The 17,738-nt window shown below is 61.6% G+C and carries 11 protein-coding genes; 6 read left to right on the top strand and 5 right to left on the bottom strand.

Annotated elements, in window-relative coordinates; all coding sequences use genetic code 11:
• Positions 1-51 precede the first annotated feature (51 nt).
• From ACX80B_RS10665 to dxs, 4 genes are all read left to right on the top strand, one after another.
• Positions 52-2,028: an APC family permease gene (locus tag ACX80B_RS10665; protein WP_459295865.1), complete on the top strand. Its 1,977-nt coding sequence runs from the start codon at positions 52-54 to the stop codon at positions 2,026-2,028.
• The gene (locus tag ACX80B_RS10660) at positions 2,025-3,407 is read left to right on the top strand and encodes a class I SAM-dependent RNA methyltransferase (RefSeq protein WP_459295863.1); all 1,383 of its coding nucleotides are present in this window, start codon (positions 2,025-2,027) and stop codon (positions 3,405-3,407) included. Before ACX80B_RS10665 ends, ACX80B_RS10660 begins: the two co-directional genes overlap by 4 nt.
• 183 nt (positions 3,408-3,590) lie before the next feature.
• The gene (locus ACX80B_RS10655; protein WP_459295861.1) at positions 3,591-6,425 is read left to right on the top strand and encodes an aconitate hydratase; all 2,835 of its coding nucleotides are present in this window, start codon (positions 3,591-3,593) and stop codon (positions 6,423-6,425) included.
• 197 nt (positions 6,426-6,622) lie between these two features.
• Positions 6,623-8,605 carry a 1-deoxy-D-xylulose-5-phosphate synthase gene (gene dxs, locus ACX80B_RS10650; protein WP_459295859.1) on the top strand — a complete coding sequence of 661 codons (1,983 nt, stop codon included), beginning with the start codon at positions 6,623-6,625 and terminating at the stop codon, positions 8,603-8,605.
• Between the two features lie 150 nt (positions 8,606-8,755).
• Here dxs and ACX80B_RS10645 read toward each other — a convergent pair whose 3' ends face one another.
• Positions 8,756-10,495: a BCCT family transporter gene (locus tag ACX80B_RS10645; RefSeq protein WP_459295857.1), complete on the bottom strand. Its 1,740-nt coding sequence runs from the start codon at positions 10,493-10,495 to the stop codon at positions 8,756-8,758.
• Positions 10,496-10,605: 110 nt separating this feature from the next.
• On the opposite strand from ACX80B_RS10645, the gene ACX80B_RS10640 reads away from it, so the two are divergent.
• Complete coding sequence (locus ACX80B_RS10640; RefSeq protein ID WP_459295855.1) at positions 10,606-11,226, top strand: cob(I)yrinic acid a,c-diamide adenosyltransferase; 621 nt, start codon at positions 10,606-10,608, stop codon at positions 11,224-11,226.
• Positions 11,223-12,200, top strand: a complete 978-nt coding sequence (locus ACX80B_RS10635; RefSeq protein WP_459295853.1) for an aldo/keto reductase — start codon at positions 11,223-11,225, stop codon at positions 12,198-12,200. The genes ACX80B_RS10640 and ACX80B_RS10635 overlap by 4 nt, the downstream gene beginning before the upstream one ends.
• A gap of 96 nt (positions 12,201-12,296) precedes the next feature.
• Here the strand turns inward: ACX80B_RS10635 and ACX80B_RS10630 are convergent, their stop codons facing one another.
• From ACX80B_RS10630 to ACX80B_RS10615, 4 genes are all read right to left on the bottom strand, one after another.
• Positions 12,297-14,441, bottom strand: a complete 2,145-nt coding sequence (locus tag ACX80B_RS10630) for a 3-hydroxyacyl-CoA dehydrogenase NAD-binding domain-containing protein (RefSeq protein ID WP_459295851.1) — start codon at positions 14,439-14,441, stop codon at positions 12,297-12,299.
• 136 nt (positions 14,442-14,577) lie between these two features.
• The gene (locus tag ACX80B_RS10625) at positions 14,578-15,894 is read right to left on the bottom strand and encodes an HRDC domain-containing protein (protein WP_459295849.1); all 1,317 of its coding nucleotides are present in this window, start codon (positions 15,892-15,894) and stop codon (positions 14,578-14,580) included.
• A 42-nt stretch (positions 15,895-15,936) separates the two neighbouring features.
• Positions 15,937-16,569, bottom strand: coding sequence for a DUF3000 domain-containing protein (locus ACX80B_RS10620; RefSeq protein WP_459296128.1), 633 nt, complete (start codon positions 16,567-16,569; stop codon positions 15,937-15,939).
• An 88-nt stretch (positions 16,570-16,657) separates the two neighbouring features.
• Positions 16,658-17,713 (bottom strand): threonine aldolase family protein, encoded by a 1,056-nt coding sequence (locus ACX80B_RS10615; RefSeq protein ID WP_459296126.1) that lies wholly within the window; start codon positions 17,711-17,713, stop codon positions 16,658-16,660.
• Positions 17,714-17,738: the final 25 nt, after the last annotated feature.

The following is a 17,738-nucleotide window of genomic DNA, read 5'->3' as shown; positions in this document are numbered from 1 at the left end:
ACGCCCATGCAACCATGACATTACGCACCATAGGGGCTAGCGTTTAGGGCTGTGCTGACATTTTTCGACGCCGTCAAACGCGTGCTGGTGGGGAAGCCGTTTGGCAACGAGCGGCTGACCCGCAGACTGCTTCCCAAGCGGATCGCACTGCCGGTCTTCGCCTCGGATGCTCTCTCCTCGGTGGCGTACGCCCCGGACGAAATCCTGCTGACCCTCGCTCTGGCCGGCGTCACAGCGGTAACTTTCTCACCGTGGGTCGGGCTGGCGGTGCTGGTCGTCCTGCTGGTGGTGATCGCGTCGTACCGGCAGAACGTCTACGCCTATCCCTCCGGCGGCGGTGACTACGAGATTGCCAGCACCAATCTCGGCCCATCGGCGGGAATCACGGTGGCGTCAGCCCTGCTCGTGGATTACGTGCTGACTGTGGCGGTGTCTATATCTTCAGCTTCGCAGTACCTGGTCACGGCCATCCCGGCACTCGACGGCGGGCAGGTGTGGGCGGCGGCGATCGGCGTCGTCCTGCTTGCATTGGCGAATCTGCGCGGTATCAAGGAGTCTGGCAAACTGCTGGCCCTTCCCAGTTACATTTTTATCGCGTCGATTATCGGGTTGATCCTGGTCGGTTCTATCCAAGCCATGACGGGCACCTTGGACCAGGCGCCGAGTGCCGGATTCGAGATCATCCCCGAGGCGGCATTCGACAGCGGGCTGGTTGGCCTGGCCGGAGCGCTGCTCGTGCTGCGGGCGTTCTCATCCGGCGCGGCGGCGCTGACGGGTGTCGAAGCCATCAGCAGCGGCGTACCCAGTTTCCGCCAGCCGAAAAGCAGGAACGCGGCAACAACGCTGTTGGTGCTGGGAGTCATTTCCGCTGCCATGCTGGCCGGAATTCTCTTCCTGGCGCAGGCAACGCAACTGCACGTCGTCGAGAATCCGGACGAACAGTTGCGGCTCGATGGTGAACCCGTCCCCGGTTCCTACATTCAACACCCGGCAATCAGCCAGCTCGCAGAGACGATTTTCAGTCCAGCTTCACCATTCTTTTATGTGATTATCGCGGCGACGGCGGTCGTCCTCATCCTGGCAGCGAATACGGCGTTCAAAACGTTCCCGGTGCTGGCGTCGATACTGGCCCGGGACGGGTACCTGCCCAAGCAGCTGCGTACGCGCGGGGACCGGCTCACCTTCAGCAATGGGGTGCTGGCGCTTTCCGCCGCGGCCTTGGTGCTCATCGTTGCCTTCGATGCCGACGTCACCAGGCTGATCCAGTTGTACATCGTCGGCGTTTTCGTCTCCTTCACCGCAAGCCAACTGGGCATGGTCCGGCACTGGAACCGTGAACTGACCAAGACTGCGGACCGGGCCAGGCGGTTCCGCATTATCAAGTCCCGCACGATTAACATGGTCGGTTTCTGCATGACCGCCGTGGTGCTGGTGGTGGTTTTGATTACCAAGTTCCAGTACGGCGCGTGGATCGCGGTCCTGGCCATGGTGGTGCTGTTCCTCATCATGTACAGCATCCACAGCCACTATGAAAACGTCGCCCGCGAGCTGGCAGTGGGGGAGGACCACTCGGCGCGTGCACTGCCGTCCCGGGTGCATGCAGTCATCCTGGTCTCGCACGTCCGCAAGCCGGTGATGCGGGCGCTGGCCTTTGCCCGGGCGTCGCGGCCCTCGAAGCTGGACGCCATTATTGTCGACGTCGATCCGGAGGAGACACAACGTACCCTCTCGGATTGGCAACGCCTGCAGATACCGGTGCCTATTACCGTCCTGTCATCCCCTTACCGCGAGACGACGACGCCGATTCTCGACTACATCAAAAACACCCGCCGCGATTCGCCGCGGGATCTGATCGTTGTCTATATTCCGGAGTATGTGGTGGGAAAGTGGTGGGAACAGCTGGTGCATAACCAGACAGCGTTGCGGATAAAGACCCGCCTGCACTTCGAACCAGGTGTCATGGTGGCCAGTGTGCCGTGGCAGCTGTCTTCATCCGAGAACATTAAGAGATACCAGGACCTTGAATGAGCCCCTCTGATCAATCTGCCGCCACCACCAGCGCCGGCCCCCCGTCTCCGGAGGGGGAGCAGTTGACCGTTACGCTGGGGCCGGTCGCCCACGGAGGGCATTTTGTCGCACGGCACGAGGGCAGGGTGATCTTCGTCCGGCACGGGCTCCCGTCCGAGACGGTGAAAATCCGCCTTACGGATGCGGAACCGAGCGCAAAATTCTGGCGTGCCGACGTCGTCGAGGTCCTCGAGGCAGCCGCCGACCGGGTCGAGCATCCGTGGCGGGTGGCGGACGCGGCGACGGCAGCTGCATCGGGACAAATTCCGGTCGGCGGAGCGGAATTCGGCCACATCAGCCTTCCGTACCAGCGCCGGCTCAAGGGCGATGTACTGTCGGAGCAGTTGCACCGGCTGGCCGGCATTGACCTCAGCACCGCCGTCGAAGCGGTCGAACCTCCCGGAACCGGCGAGGGGCTGGGATGGCGCACCCGGGTGGCTTTCGCCGTCGACCCCAGCACAGGCCGTTTAGGTATGCACGCCCATCGTTCAGCGGAAATCATTCCGGTACAGCACATGCCGCTGGCGGTCGCAGGAATCAACGATCTCATGCTGTGGGAAATTGACTACACAGGCATTGAACGCGTGGAGGTGGCTGCCCCGGCAAACGGAAGCCGGCCGCTGGTCCTGCTGATCCCGCGGCAGCCCGCGACAGCAGGAGCCGTTGAGACGGTCCTGAAACAACTGCCCGCGTCGGTATCCGTTGCACAATGGGAGCCCGACGGCGGCATCGGCGACGGCTCGGGCAAGCTGACCCGGCTGCGTGGCCGCGCCTGGGTCGCCGAGACTGCTGCAGGACACGAGTACCGGGTGACCGGGGACGGATTCTGGCAGGTTCACCGGCGGGCTCCCGAAGTACTTGTCGATGCATTGCTGTCCGGCCTTAACCCACGAAGCGGCGAAAACATCGCCGACTTGTACGCTGGCGCCGGCCTGTTTACCGCGCCGTTGGCGGCCGCTGTTGGGGAACGGGGCCGTGTGCTCTCCGTCGAGGGGGCCGCCGGAACCAGCCGCGATGCACGGCGCAATCTGCATGCGTATCCGAACGTGGACATTTTGCAGGGGCGGGTCGAGCGGATACTGCGCTCGCAAAGATCACGTTGGAATGGCATCGTCCTCGACCCACCACGAACGGGGGCAGGCAAAGCCGTCGTCCAGGAACTGATCCGCTCCGAGCCAAGAGCTGTCGGGTATGTTTCCTGCGATCCCGCCTCCTTTGCCCGGGACCTGGGCTACTTCCGCCGCTCTGGCTGGAGGATGCAGGACCTCCGGGCTTTCGACCTGTATCCCAACACGCACCACATGGAGACAGTGGCGGTTCTGGTGCCCGGCGAAAAGTAATAACTGAGAGCTGCGTCACCCTCCCGGCGCGGTAGTGCCGTCATCCAAGCGGCCGTGATCACGGGTGCGGTTAGGATGGATGCAGTAGTTCCGGGGCTTCAGCGACTGCGGCCGGCAAGGCATGCCTTGCCGCGGGCCGTTGACCTCGTGTCAAGAATGAAGTGCGGCGAGAGGAGCCCGACGATGGGCAATGTGGATAGTTTTGGTTCCAGGGGCAGTCTTGATGTGGCTGGTCGGGAGTATGAGGTTTTCCGGTTGGGTGCGGTTGAGGGTTCTGCTGGGCTTCCGTATAGCTTGAAGGTTTTGTTGGAGAATCTGCTCCGTACTGAGGATGGTAAGAACATCACGGCTGATCATGTGCGGGCGTTGGCTGGTTGGGATCCTGGGGCGGATCCGGATACGGAGATTCAGTTCACTCCGGCGCGGGTGTTGATGCAGGACTTTACGGGTGTTCCGTGTGTGGTGGATTTGGCGACGATGCGTGAGGCTGTGAAGGAGTTGGGCGGGGACGCGTCGCAGGTGAATCCGTTGGCGCCGGCGGAGTTGGTGATTGACCACTCGGTGCAGATTGATGTGTTTGGTTCACCGGATGCCCTCGAGCGCAATATTGAGATGGAGTATCAGCGCAATGGCGAGCGGTACCAGTTTCTGCGGTGGGGCCAGGACGCGTTCAATGATTTCAAGGTCGTTCCTCCGGGGATGGGCATTGTCCATCAGGTGAATCTGGAGTATTTGGCGCGGACGGTGATGACGCGTGAGGTTGATGGGGTGTTGCGGGCGTATCCGGATACGTGTGTGGGCACTGATTCGCATACCACGATGGTCAATGGCCTGGGCGTTTTGGGTTGGGGTGTTGGTGGTATCGAGGCCGAGGCGGCGATGTTGGGCCAGCCGGTGTCGATGTTGATTCCGAAGGTTGTTGGGTTCAAGTTGTCGGGGTCGATTCCGGCCGGGGCGACGGCGACGGATGTGGTGCTGACCATTACCGAGCAGCTGCGTTCGCATGGTGTGGTGGGCAAGTTCGTGGAGTTCTATGGTGAGGGTGTTGCCGAGGTTCCGTTGGCGAACCGGGCCACGATCGGGAATATGAGCCCGGAGTTCGGTTCGACGGCGGCGATCTTCCCGATCGATTCGGTCACGATTGATTATCTGCGGTTGACGGGCCGTTCGGCGGAGAACCTGGCCCTGGTGGAGGCCTACGCCAAGGAACAGGGCATGTGGCATGACCCGTCGAAGGAAGTGAAGTACTCGGAATACCTTGAGCTGGATCTATCCACGGTGGTGCCTTCGATTGCGGGGCCGAAGCGGCCGCAGGACCGGGTGGCGTTGACGAGTGCGAAGGCGCAGTTCCGTGATGATTTGAAGCATTACGTGGATCATGATGAGCATTACGGGTTGGTCGATGAGGCGTCGGTGGAGTCGTTCCCGGCCTCGGACTCGCCGACGTTCACCCCGCACGAGCACCAGACGGAGGAGGACCAGCCGCGGGCGACGGTCTCGGCGGCAGCATCGGCGCAGGGCCGCCCGTCGACGCCGGTGCATGTGGAGACCGAGTATGGGGGCGCGTTTGAGCTCGATCATGGTGCGGTCTCGATCGCTTCGATCACGTCGTGCACGAATACGTCCAACCCGTCGGTGATGCTGGCCGCTGCTGTGTTGGCCCGGAACGCGGTGGATAAGGGCCTGGTTTCGAAGCCGTGGGTGAAGACCTCGGTGGCGCCGGGGTCGAAGGTCGTGACCGATTACTACGAGAAGTCGGGGTTGACCCCGTACCTGGAGAAGCTGGGTTTCTACCTGGTCGGCTACGGCTGCACGACCTGTATTGGTAACTCGGGTCCGCTGGCGGAGGAAATCTCGACCGCGATTGCGGACAATGATCTGGCGGTGACGTCGGTGCTCTCCGGTAACCGCAACTTTGAGGGCCGGATCAACCCGGATGTGAAGATGAACTACCTGGCCTCGCCGCCGCTGGTGGTCGCGTACGCGTTGGCCGGGTCGATGGACTTCGACTTCGACACCGAACCCCTCGGCCAGGACGCCGATGGCAAGGATGTCTTCCTGGCCGATATCTGGCCTGCCCCCTCGGAGGTGCAGCAGGTGATGGATGCCTCCATCGATGAGGAGATGTTCACCAACAGCTACGCGACGATCTTCGACGGTGATGACCGGTGGAAGGCGTTGCCGACCCCGGCCGGCGACACGTTCGAGTGGGCCGAGGATTCGACCTATGTGCGCAAGCCACCGTATTTTGAGGGGATGGGCGTCGACCCCGAACCCGTGGACGATATTTCCGGGGCCAGGGTGTTGGCGATGCTGGGTGATTCGGTCACGACCGATCACATCAGTCCTGCCGGTTCGTTCAAGTCCGATTCCCCGGCGGGGCAGTACCTGTTGGAGAACGGGGTGGCGCGGAAGGACTTCAACTCCTACGGGTCCCGCCGCGGTAACCATGAGGTGATGATCCGTGGCACGTTCGCGAACATCCGGTTGAGGAACCTGCTCCTTGACGGGGTGGAGGGTGGTTTCACCCGGGACTTCACCGCCGGTGGTGAGCAGTCGAGTATTTACGACGCGGCGCAGAACTACCAGGGGGCGGGCATCCCGCTGGTCGTGCTCGCGGGTAAGGAATACGGTTCCGGGTCTTCGCGTGACTGGGCCGCGAAGGGCACCGCCCTGCTCGGGGTCGAGGCCGTGATCGCGGAAAGCTTCGAGCGGATCCACCGCTCGAACCTGATCGGGATGGGCGTGCTGCCGCTGCAATACCCGCAGGGTGAGAACGCGGCGAGTCTGGGCCTGGACGGCACCGAAACCTTCACCATTGAAGGAGTGACCGCGATGAACGAGGGCGGCACCCCCGCCACGCTGAAAGTCACCGCCACCACCTCGGCCGAGGGCTCAGAGCCGACCACTTTCGACGCGGACCTGCGCATCGACACCCCAGGCGAAGCCGACTACTACCGCAACGGCGGCATCCTGCAATACGTACTCCGCCAACTCGCAGCGGGGTCAGCGGCCTAGCAGGTCAATCGAATGGGTCTCCGGAGCCGCCGTAGAGGGCGGTCCGGAGGCCCTTTCTGTATCCAACCGGGTCCCGGCCGGGTTGGACGGAACGGGCCGGCGGCATTTATTGTCCGGCCGGCGCGTTAGAGTTAAGAAGAGCCCACACACTGCTGCATAGTTTTTGGATAGTAGGTTTGCCATAGAGGAGGGACCGTATGGGACTACTGGAGACGATCAGTCATCCACAGGACCTCACGAAGCTAACCGAAGCACAACTGGAATCACTCAGCGGTGAGATCAGGCAATTCCTGATCACCAATGTCTCCCAGACTGGTGGCCATCTCGGCCCCAACCTTGGCGTGGTTGAACTGACTCTCGGCATCCACCGTGTCTTTGATTCACCCCGCGACAGCATCGTTTTCGATACCGGTCACCAGTCTTATGTGCACAAATTGGTCACCGGCCGGCAGGATTTTTCCACTCTCCGCCAGCAAGGCGGCCTCTCCGGCTACCCTGCCCGTTCTGAATCTGTCCATGACGTCGTGGAAAGCTCGCATGCGTCCTCGTCGCTGTCCTGGGCCGACGGCATTTCCCGGGCAAGGAAGCTGACCGGCGAGGTGGACCGCCATGTTGTTGCCGTCGTCGGTGACGGTGCGCTGACCGGCGGCATGGCATGGGAGGCGATCAACAACATCGCCGCCGATAGGGACCGTCGGGTCGTGATCGTCGTTAATGACAACGGACGTTCATATGCCCCCACAGTTGGCGGGTTCGCCGACCGGCTGGCCTCAATGCGTCCGGCCATTGATAAGGTTCGCACCCACCACGTCTATGAGGGAACCCTGGACTGGTGGAAGACGCGGCTGCAGGGTGGCGGTTCGGCCAGCCAACTGATCTACAAGAGTCTGCACGCAGCCAAGAAAGGCATCAAGGACTGGTGGGCCCCGCAGGGCTTCTTTGAAGACCTCGGCATGAAATACATCGGTCCCATCGATGGGCATGACTTGGAAGCGGTCGAGAATGCACTGCAGAAGGCCAAAAACTACGGTGGACCGGTCATAGTGCACGCCATGACCGAAAAAGGGCGTGGCTATGCGCCTGCCCGGGCGCACGAGGCTGACCAGTTCCACGCCGTCGGAGTCATTGACCCCGAAACCGGCGCACCGGCCAAAACCGGCGGCGCCCAGTCCTGGACGTCTGTATTCGCCGCTGAAATCGCCGATATCGCCGATGAGCGGGAAGACATAGTTGGCGTCACCGGTGCCATGCTGATTCCGGTGGGACTGCACAAGTTCGCGGAACGGCACCCCGGCCGGGTCTTCGACGTCGGCATTGCGGAGCAGCATGCTCTGACCAGCGCCGCCGGCATGGCCTTTGGAGGGCTTCATCCGGTGGTGGCCTTGTATGCCACGTTCCTGAACCGTGCCTTTGACCAGCTCCTGATGGACGTCGCACTGCACAAGGCCGGAGTGACTATCGTGCTCGATCGGGCGGGAGTGACCGGGCCCGACGGCGCCAGCCACCACGGCATGTGGGACCTTTCCTTGCTGCAGATTGTGCCTGGACTGCACCTCAGCGCACCGCGGGACGCTTCCCGGCTCCGTGAGGAACTGCGGGAAGCAGTCGCCATCAAGGACGCCCCGAGTGTCGTGCGGTATTCCAAGGGCAATGTCGGACCGGAAGTTGCGGCCATTGAACGGCTCGACGACGGCGTCGACATTCTCGCGCGGCGGCCAGCAGGTTCCAGAGATAATGACGTCCTGATCGTCAGTGTGGGTGCGATGAGTGAACTTGCACTCGACATCTCCAACCGGCTCGGCGCCCAGGGCATCAGTTCTACCGTGGTCGATCCCCGCTGGGTACTTCCGGTGCCGGGATCCATCCTCGAAACCGCAGCAGAGCACCGTTTGGTCGTGGTTATTGAAGACGGCGTACGCGCCGGGGGAGTCGGATCGCGGATCAGGCAGGAAATGCGCAAGAAGGGCATCGACACTGCATTGAATGAAGTCGGACTGCCGGTGGAATTCCTGGATCACGGCACCAGGGCAGAAGTCCTCGAACGCGTCGGACTGACGGCGCAGCAGGTGGCACAGGATGTCGTGGCACAGGTTCTGGGAACCAAGGTTCCCGTTGCCCGGCCGCTGCCGTCCGGGGTGGAATCAACCCACACAGGACAGCTCCCGAGGTTCCAGCCTTAGCAGATTGTCCGGTGGAACTCGTCAGCACCGGTGTGCCGGTTGTTCTGTTGCCGGACGCCCATTACCGACGAAAGCAGCGCCCCTTGGTGCCGGCATCTGCCGGCCCAAGACGGGCGCTGCTTTCGCTTATGTTGACCGTACCGGGACCATCTACTCCTTGAAGTTCTTATCGCCCGGGTAGGCTGCCTTGTTCTTGGACTCGTTATCCGCAGGCGAGTCGCCATTGGAACGCTCAGCCTCTTCCGCCATGGCTGCTTCACTGAACGGCACCTGGTCGGGGGTGCTGGAAATCCCACGCACGGGGCCCAGACGGCGTTTACGCAGCGGGTCCCTCCGCAGGTCCATGTACAGCGCGACACAAAGCCCGATCATGATCAGCACGAACGGAGTTGCCGCGAGAATGGTGAATGTCTGCAAAGCTGGCAAGCCGCCAACGAACAGCAGCACAGCGGCGACGGCGCCTGTGAGGATTGCCCACAGGATCACCAGTGGCTTCCATGGCTCCTTACGGCCATAAGAGGACAGCGTACCCAGTACGAGTGCTCCGGCATCGGCGCCACTGACGAAGAAGATGGCAGTCAGGGCCATGACGAGCAGGGCTGCACCAACGAAGAAAGGATAGTTTTGCAACGCAGCAAAGAACCCTGCGGCTTCGTTGCCTGCACCGGCGATATCGACGCCGTTACGCTGCAGGTTAATACCAGCCCCACCGAAGACCACGAACCAGACCATGCTGACGGCCGTGGGGACCAGCAGCACGCCGAGGACGAATTCACGAATAGTCCTTCCGCGTGAAATTTTGGCAATGAAGGTGCCAACGAAGGGCGTCCAGGAGATCCACCAGGCCCAGTAGAAGATGGTCCAACTGGCCAGCCAGTCGGTACCGCCGAATACTGCCGACTGGAAGCTCATTGGAACGAGGCTGGAGAAGTAGGCACCGATCGATTCAGGCAGCAAGTCCAGAATAAAGACAGTCGGTCCAACAACGAAAACGAACAGCAGCAGTACGAAAGCAAGGATCATGTTGGTGTTGCTGAGCCACTTGATTCCCTTGGAAACGCCGCTTGCGGCAGAAAAGACGACACCAACGGTCAAGACGCAAATGATGATGATGGGCAACGCCGTACCAGGGTCATCCGCGAATTCCCCGGTACGAAGCAAGGTTATACCGGCAGCAATCTGCAGTGCCCCCAAGCCGAGGGACGTGGCCGTGCCGAACTTGGTGCAAATGATTGCAAGGATATCGATGGGCTTTCCCCAGCCACGCCGTTCGATTCTGTCCTTTCCAAATATGGCTTGGAATGGCGCGCTCATCAGGTTTCCCCGTCCCATCCGGAACGTGGAGTAGGCCAATGCCAGTCCAACGACAGAGTAGATGGCCCAAGGATGCAGTCCCCAATGGAAGAATGTGTACGCCATCGCCGAACTGGCCGCCTCCGGGCTCCCAGCGGGTGCGTCCACGAATGGCGGTGGAGAGGCCAAATGTGTCACCGGCTCATACACGCCGAAGAACATCAGGCCGATACCCATACCGGCGCTGAACATCATGGCGACCCAGGACAGGGTCGAAAACTCTGTACCCTCGCCTTCCTGTGCCAGCGGAATACGCCCGTACCGGCCGAATGCCAGGACGAGGGAGAAGACCACGAAGCCGGAGGCGGCCAGGATGAGCAGCCAACCGAACTTACCGGTGACCCAGCCCAGGGCCTGCGTGGCTGTTTCTCCGACTTCGGTAGTAAACGTGACACCTAGTATGCAAATGACCGTGATAATCCCGAACGAGACACCGAAGACGACCTTGTCCACGGAGCCCCAGCCTTTGGCCGGAACTTTCTCCAAATTGTCGTGAACCTCCGGTTCGGAAGGCTCCTTTGATGTTCCGATACTCACTGTTACTCCTCGATAGTCGGGGGAAACCACACTTGTGATAGTCGGCCGCAGCGGCAAGGACCCCATGTCCGGTTCCCATGACGAATCCTATGGTTAGTATAGTTGCCGCTATGACCGATGACATGAAAACCAACGAACCAGAATACTACACTCGTGAGGGTGACAACGGGCAGACTCGTTTATCCGGCCACGGAGACATGTCCAAGCGGGACAGTCTCGTCACTGCTTACGCTGAGTGCGACGAGGCAAACGCCACGGTCAGTGTCGCCATGGCAATGGGGGGACTGCCGGCCGATATTGTCAGAACATTGAGCAGTGTGCAGAACGACTTGTTCGATATACAAGCCGATTTAACTGTGCCAACCGACTCGGATTCCGCCAAAGTCAGGATCGTGCAGGGTCATATCGATCGGCTGGAACGGGCCATCGATCATTATGGCCAGGATGCATCGGATCTTAGCGGCATGGTACTTCCCGGAGGGACTGTGGCGTCTGCGCTGCTCTCCCAATCCCGCACCGTAGTCAGGCGGGCGGAACGGGCTCTTTGGGCCGCTGTGGAAGAGCATCCCAGGGCCGTGAATCCGATGACTGCCCGGTATATGAACCGATTGTCATCCCTGCTGTTCGTCCTGGCACGTGGTGCCAACGCCGAACATGGGGATGTGACCTGGGTGCCGGGAGTGTCCGTGGCACCGGCTGACACCGATAGCGAAACGGACGCGGTGTTGTGAGTGGTTTCCGACGTCTCGGCAATTCGGGACTTACTGTTTCGACGGTGGGGCTGGGGTGCAATAACCTCGGCCGGACCGGCACCCCTACAGAAAACGCGCGCGGCGCAACGACCTTGGTCAACGCCGCTGTAGACGAAGGGATTACGTTCTTCGACGTAGCGGACAGTTATGGCAAGACCGCTGGACTCAGCGAGGAACTGCTCGGCAAAGGGCTGGGAAAAAACCGTGACGATGTCGTGGTCGCCACGAAATTCGGTATGGACCTGCGTGGCGCCAACGGCGCGGATTGGGATGCGCGCGGCTCCCGGCGGTACATCGTCAAGGCCGCCGAGGCATCACTGCGGCGACTGAACACTGAGTGGATAGACCTGTATCAGTTCCACACCCCGGATCCGGCAACTCCCATTGATGAGACGCTTGCCGCCTTGGATGACCTGGTAACCAGCGGCAAAGTCCGCTACATCGGACACTCCAACCGCACGGGCTGGCAGATTGCGGAGGCGGAATTCACTGCCCGCATGGACGGTTATACCCGGTTCATCTCCGCCCAGAATCACTACAACCTGCTTGACCGGCGGGCTGAACTCGAGGTAATCCCTGCCGCGACAGCCTATGGTTTGGGAGTGCTTCCGTACTTCCCGCTGGCAAATGGCCTGCTCACCGGAAAGTACCAGGATGGGAAGGCGCCCGCGGGAAGCCGGCTGTCACACTCCCGCCAGAACCTGCTCGAAGCGGCCGACTGGGAACAACTCGGACAGTTCAGTGCCTTTGCCGCGGCCCGGGAGCTAAGCGAGGTGGAGGTTGCATTCTCCTGGCTCGCAGCCCAGCCTGCCGTCGCGAGCGTCATCGCCGGCGCGACAAAACCGGAGCAGGTGAAGATGAACGTGGAAGCTGCATCCTGGCAACCGAATGAGCAGGATCTCGAGGAGCTAAACGAAATCTTTCCGCGGATACCGAAAACCGCCCTTTTCTAACGGGCGTCCTGTACTACTCCCATGATGGGGCCGCTCCGGTTCAAATCACACGACGGCGGGCAGCGACGGTAAGCCGCTGCCCGCCGTCGTCGTTCATCACGGGTTGGAGGCGACGCCGGGTTCCAGGAAGCGCTTCCCATTGACCCGCTCCGAAGCGCCGGTGCGGTCAAGATACGGGGTGATGCCGCCCAGATGCAGGGGCCAGCCAGCGCCGAGGATCATGCAGAGGTCGATGTCCTGGGCGGCCGCTACCACGCCTTCATCGAGCATCCGCCCGATTTCGTCTGCCAGGGCATCCTGGGTGCGCCCCAGAACCTCTTCCGAACTGGAAGGTGACGTGCCGCGTTCCAGCAGGGACAGTGTGGAGTCCGGAACATATAAGGTCCCCTCCTCCTTGTCCGCCCAGAGACCCTTGACGCCGGCATCGATCAATTTCTGCTGATTGAGGGACATGTGGAAGCGATCGCCGAATGCCGCGTGCAAGGACTCCTGCACATGCTGGCCGACGGGGAGCCCGACGAGGGCAAGCAGTTTGAACGGGGAGAGTGGCAGGCCCATGGGGCGGAGGGCGTTGTCCGCCGTCTCCGCGTCGGTGCCTTCATCGAAAACCTTGGTGATTTCACCGAACAACCTGCCCAGGACGCGGTTGACGACAAAGGCGGTCGCGTCCTTGACCAATACGGCGTTCTTTTTCAAGTTCCGCGCGACGTCGAAAGCGGTGGCAAGCACTTCGTCGGCAGTATCTGGGGCGCGGACAATTTCCAGCAGCGGCATGACGGCAACGGGATTGAAGAAATGGAATCCCACGAGCCGTTCCGGATGCTTCAGATCTTCAGCCATGGCGGTCACCGACAAGGAAGAGGTGTTGGTGGCGAGGATGCATTCCCGGGACACAACGGCCTCAACTTCGGCGAAGACCTGCTTCTTGACCGAGAGTTCCTCAAAAACCGCCTCGATGACGAAATCGGCATCGGCGAACTCGGACTTGTTCACTGAACCCGTAACCAGCGACTTCGCCTGGTCGGCGGCGGCGGCGGTGATGCGTTTCTTCTGCAGCAGCTTGTCGACCTCGCCGTGCACGGACTGCACGCCCTTATCGACGCGTTCCTGATCGATATCGGTTAGCACGACCGGGATGCCGAGCTGGCGGGCGAACAACAGCGCCAGTTGGCTGGCCATCAGGCCAGCGCCGACAATACCGATCTTGTTCACCGGCCGGGCCAGTGCCTTATCCGGCGCGCCGGCAGGACGTTTGGCACGTTTCTGGACAAGGTCGAGGAACGCGTACACCGTTGAGCGGAACTCGTCCGTCTGTATCAGGTCAGCCAATGCGAGGTCTTCCTGCTCCGCTGACTCAGCCTGGGTCCAGTTTTTTCCGGCCTCGAACAGGTCCAGTGCGCGGGCAGGAGCCGGGGCGGCATTCGACGTTTTGGCTTCGACAAAGACCCTGCCCCGTGTCACTGCGGCATCCCAATCGCCGCCGGTGCCGCAGTGGTCCTTGCGGCGCTGTTCAACCGCGCCCGTGGTGTCAATGTCGCCGGAGATGATCCGGCCCGCCCATGCCAGGGACTGTTCCAGAAATTCGTCCGGTTCAAAGAGGGCATCGGCGATGCCCATCCCGTACGCGGCCGCGCCGGAAAGCGTGCGGTTCTGGTTCAACGCGTTCTCGATCAGAACCTTGACTGCATTTTCCGGGCCCACCAAGCGCGGCAACAGGTAGATTCCGCCCCAACCAGGAACGAGACCGAGATACGTTTCCGGCAGTGCCAGCGCGCCGGCTGCAGTGGAAACCGTCCGATAGTTGGAATTTAAGGCAACCTCCAGCCCGCCTCCCAACGCAACACCGTTGATGAAGGCAAAGCTCGGCACTCCCATATTTTCCAGCAAACCGAACACATAGTGCCCCAGCCTTGCCATCTGGACGCCATGCTCGCGTTCAGTGATGGATTTAACGGCTGACAGGTCGGCGCCGGCTACAAAGAAGTTTGGCTTTCCGGTAATGCCGACGCCGGCCAGGCCGCCGGCAGCTGCCCGCTGCTGAAGGCCCTCAAGGGTTTTGCCGAGTTCAACAAGGGTCGAGGGCCCCAGCGTCGTGGGCCGCTTGGGATCCAGGTCATTATCGAGCGTGATGAGGGCGAGTGTTCCCGCCCCATTGGGCAGGTCAACGTCCTTTACGTAGGAATGCGTGATGATTTCCCCGCCGAAGGCATCGGCAAGGGTCTGGAAGTCCTGGGCGCTCATGCGTTCTCCTCCGCTGGCACCAGACGATGGATCGGTCCGGCGTCGTGTTTTGTTGTGGTTGGTGCGGGTGGTGCAGATCATCTCCGGGTCATGTTACTCACTAGTAACTTCCTAGGGCAAAACCGCGACGAGCCAGCTATGGCCCGTTTTCGGTGACCGTTCCGTCGTCGGACTTCTTCTCGCCCTTTACCGGCAGCGGGACAGGGTCGAGGAAGGCGTCAGTGATGGTCGCAGCGGTCATTTCAACCTGCCAATTCCGCGCCCCTAGGGACCGAAGCCGTTCTGCGACAGCACCGGCGTCGATTAGTTGCGGGGGACGCCACGCCAGCCGGCGGAGGGTGTCCGGTGTCAGTAGGTTTTCCACCGGCATCTCGAGGGTGCCCGCCATGGTCGCCAGCCGTGCCTTGGCCGTGGATAGGCGGGCGGCGGCAACAGGGTCGCGATCCGGCCAGACGCGTGGGGGAGGCGGAGTGTTGGTTACCAGATGCAACGGCGGCAGGCTTTCGGCCCGGGCCGCGCCTTCGATGCAACGCAGCCAACGCGGCGACTCCCGTTTGGCGGCGCGGCCGTGGAATCCATTCGTGGCCAGCAGTTGTGGAACGGTCGTCGGCATGGCCTTTGCCGCTGCGACGATGGCCGAATCGGGGATCAACCTCCCCGGCGCTACATCGCGCTTCCGTGCCAGCTGTTCACGTTCGAGCCAAAGCCGCCGCACGGCCTCGAGTTGGCGCCGGTCGCGGATCTGGTGCATTCCCGAGGTGCGCCGCCAGGGATCGACGCGCGGCTCAGGCACACCTGCATCCCTGATCGCTTCGAACTCCTCTTCAGCGAACGTCAACTTACCGGATTTCGCCAGAAGGTTGCCCAGTTCGTGACGCAGCTCTATCAGTACTTCCACGTCCAGAGCGGCGTATCCCAGCCACGATTGCGGCAACGGGCGGGTGGACCAATCCACCGCGGAATGTTCCTTCGCCAGGCCAAAACCCAACAGATTCTCGATCACGGCCGCCAGTCCGACGCGGGGCAGTCCGGCCAACCGTGCGGCGAGCTCGGTATCGAACAGCTTGTCAGGCCACATGCCCAGTTCTGAAAGGCAGGGCAGGTCCTGGCTGGCCGCATGCAGGATCCACTCGACCCCGGAAAGTGCCTCGTCGACTATTTTCAGATCATCAAACGGTTCCGGATCAATCAGCCACGTTCCCGAGCCCTCACGCCGGATCTGCACCAGGAACGCCCGTTGTCCATAACGGAACCCGGAGGCGCGTTCGGCATCCACCGCTGCCGGGCCGGTTCCGGATGCCAACGCGGCGGCTGCGCGCTGCAGGCCTTCGGCGGTGGAGATGACAAGCGGAACGCCTTCGCGGGGTTCGGACAACGCCGTGACTTCGTTCTGCGGCTCCGCTGCCTCATCTGGGGTCGCGGGTGGTTGTCCGTCCGGATTCTGCGAAGTCATGATTCCTCCACCTTATCCAGAGTTCGCACCGGCGTGCAGTTTTCAGCTTCGACGGCGGTGTCCCAGGGGTGTGACTCCCTCCGGAAGCGGCGGCAGGCCGGCAAAGGTGCAGACCATGTCGGACCATGCCTCCAGATGCGATTGCACATCCGCAGTCGACGGCGTCCAGGAGGCCCGCAATTCAATGTCAATGGAGTCGTCCCGTTCGGCCAGTGTGCCGTAGGTTTCGGAGAGAATCCGCGTCGCTGTTCCTCCGGCTGACTGGTACGGTGCCCGATGCGCTTCAAGGGCTTCCACAAGCCACGTCCACGCCACTGAACCGAGCAATTGGTCATTTCCGATGTCCGGTTCAAGCTCGGCACGGATGTACGTGACAATCCGGAAAGTACCTTCCCAAATTTCAGAGCCGTCCGGATCATGGAGCAGGATGAACCGGCCGCTCGCCAGTTCCGTGTCCGTATGGTCGGATGATGCGGCTATGGCTGGACCATGGACCGGCCTTCTCGCCGTGGAACCGGTGGTGGCGAAGACCTCGGCACCGAGGGCGACGGCGAAGGGGGCAAGCCTCGATGGCGCCGGCAGTTCTTCCAAGTGCAGCTCGGGGCGGCACTGGGCCTTCCGGAGGCTTGACAGTGCTGTCAGGAAATCAGGGGGAACCTGCGAGAGGTCGCCAATCGCGCTCACCTTGGCAGGTTATGCTCTGCCTCGGACAATATTGTTCAGGCGCGCCGTTCGGCGGCATATCGATTCGGTGACGTCCAGCTTACCGCTGGTATCCGGACATTTCCCGCCGCAAGGCGGCAATAAAGGTCTCGATATCCTCTTCGGTCGTATCAAATGAACACATCCAGCGCACCTCGCCGGTGGCTGGGTTCCAATCGTAGAATTTGAACAATTCCCGCAGCTGGTCAGCGACATCTTTTGGAAGAACCGCGAAGACGGCGTTCGCTTGCGTCGGCTGGGTGGCCTTGACGCCGTCGAGCGCGTCAACAGCCTCCCGCAGGCGGATGGCCATTGCGTTGGAGTGACTCGCCGAACGGATCCATAGATCGCCGTCGAGTAGTGCGATCAGCTGGGCCGAGAGAAAGCGCATTTTCGAAGCCAACTGCATATTGAGCTTACGCAGGAAGGGCAGGCCGGAACAGGCTTCCGGATTCAGTACGACGACGCACTCGCCAAAGAGCAGACCGTTCTTCGTTCCGCCGAAGGACAATACGTCGACACCGGCGTCCCGGGTGAAAGCCCGCAGCGGAACACCGAGGTAGGCCGCCGCATTGGCGATTCGCGCTCCATCCATATGGAGTGACATCCCGCGGGCGTGGACGTGGTCGGCAATCGCCCTGATCTCCTCGACCGTGTATGTTGTGCCCAATTCCGTGCTCTGTGTGATCGACACGGCCAGCGGTTGTGCCCTGTGCTCGTCGCCCCAGCCCCAGGCCTGTTCATCGATCAGTTCCGGCGTGAGCTTACCGTCGGGGGTGGAAACCTGGAGCAACTTGATGCCCGCAACACGTTCCGGGGCACCATTTTCGTCCGTATTGATGTGTGCTGTGGTGGCGCAAACCACTGCGCCCCAGCGGGGGAGCAGCGATTGCAGGCTGAGCACGTTGGCGCCCGTTCCGTTAAACACCGGGAATGCTTCCACGCCGTCACCGAAGTGCGACGCCATAACGTCCTGCAGGCGGTCCGTGTATTGGTCTGCGCCATAGGCCGGCTGATGGCCGCCGTTCGCAGCGGCAAGCGCCTGGAGGATTTCCGGGTGTACACCGGAATAGTTATCGGAAGCGAAGCCTCGGACATCGGCATCGTGCAGTTGCATGGGGGAGTTCACAATAGTTTCAGTC

Source organism: Arthrobacter monumenti, assembly GCF_054511255.1.
The sequence above is the reverse complement of the archived record's forward strand: the minus strand, read 5'-3'. Positions and strand labels throughout refer to the sequence as shown.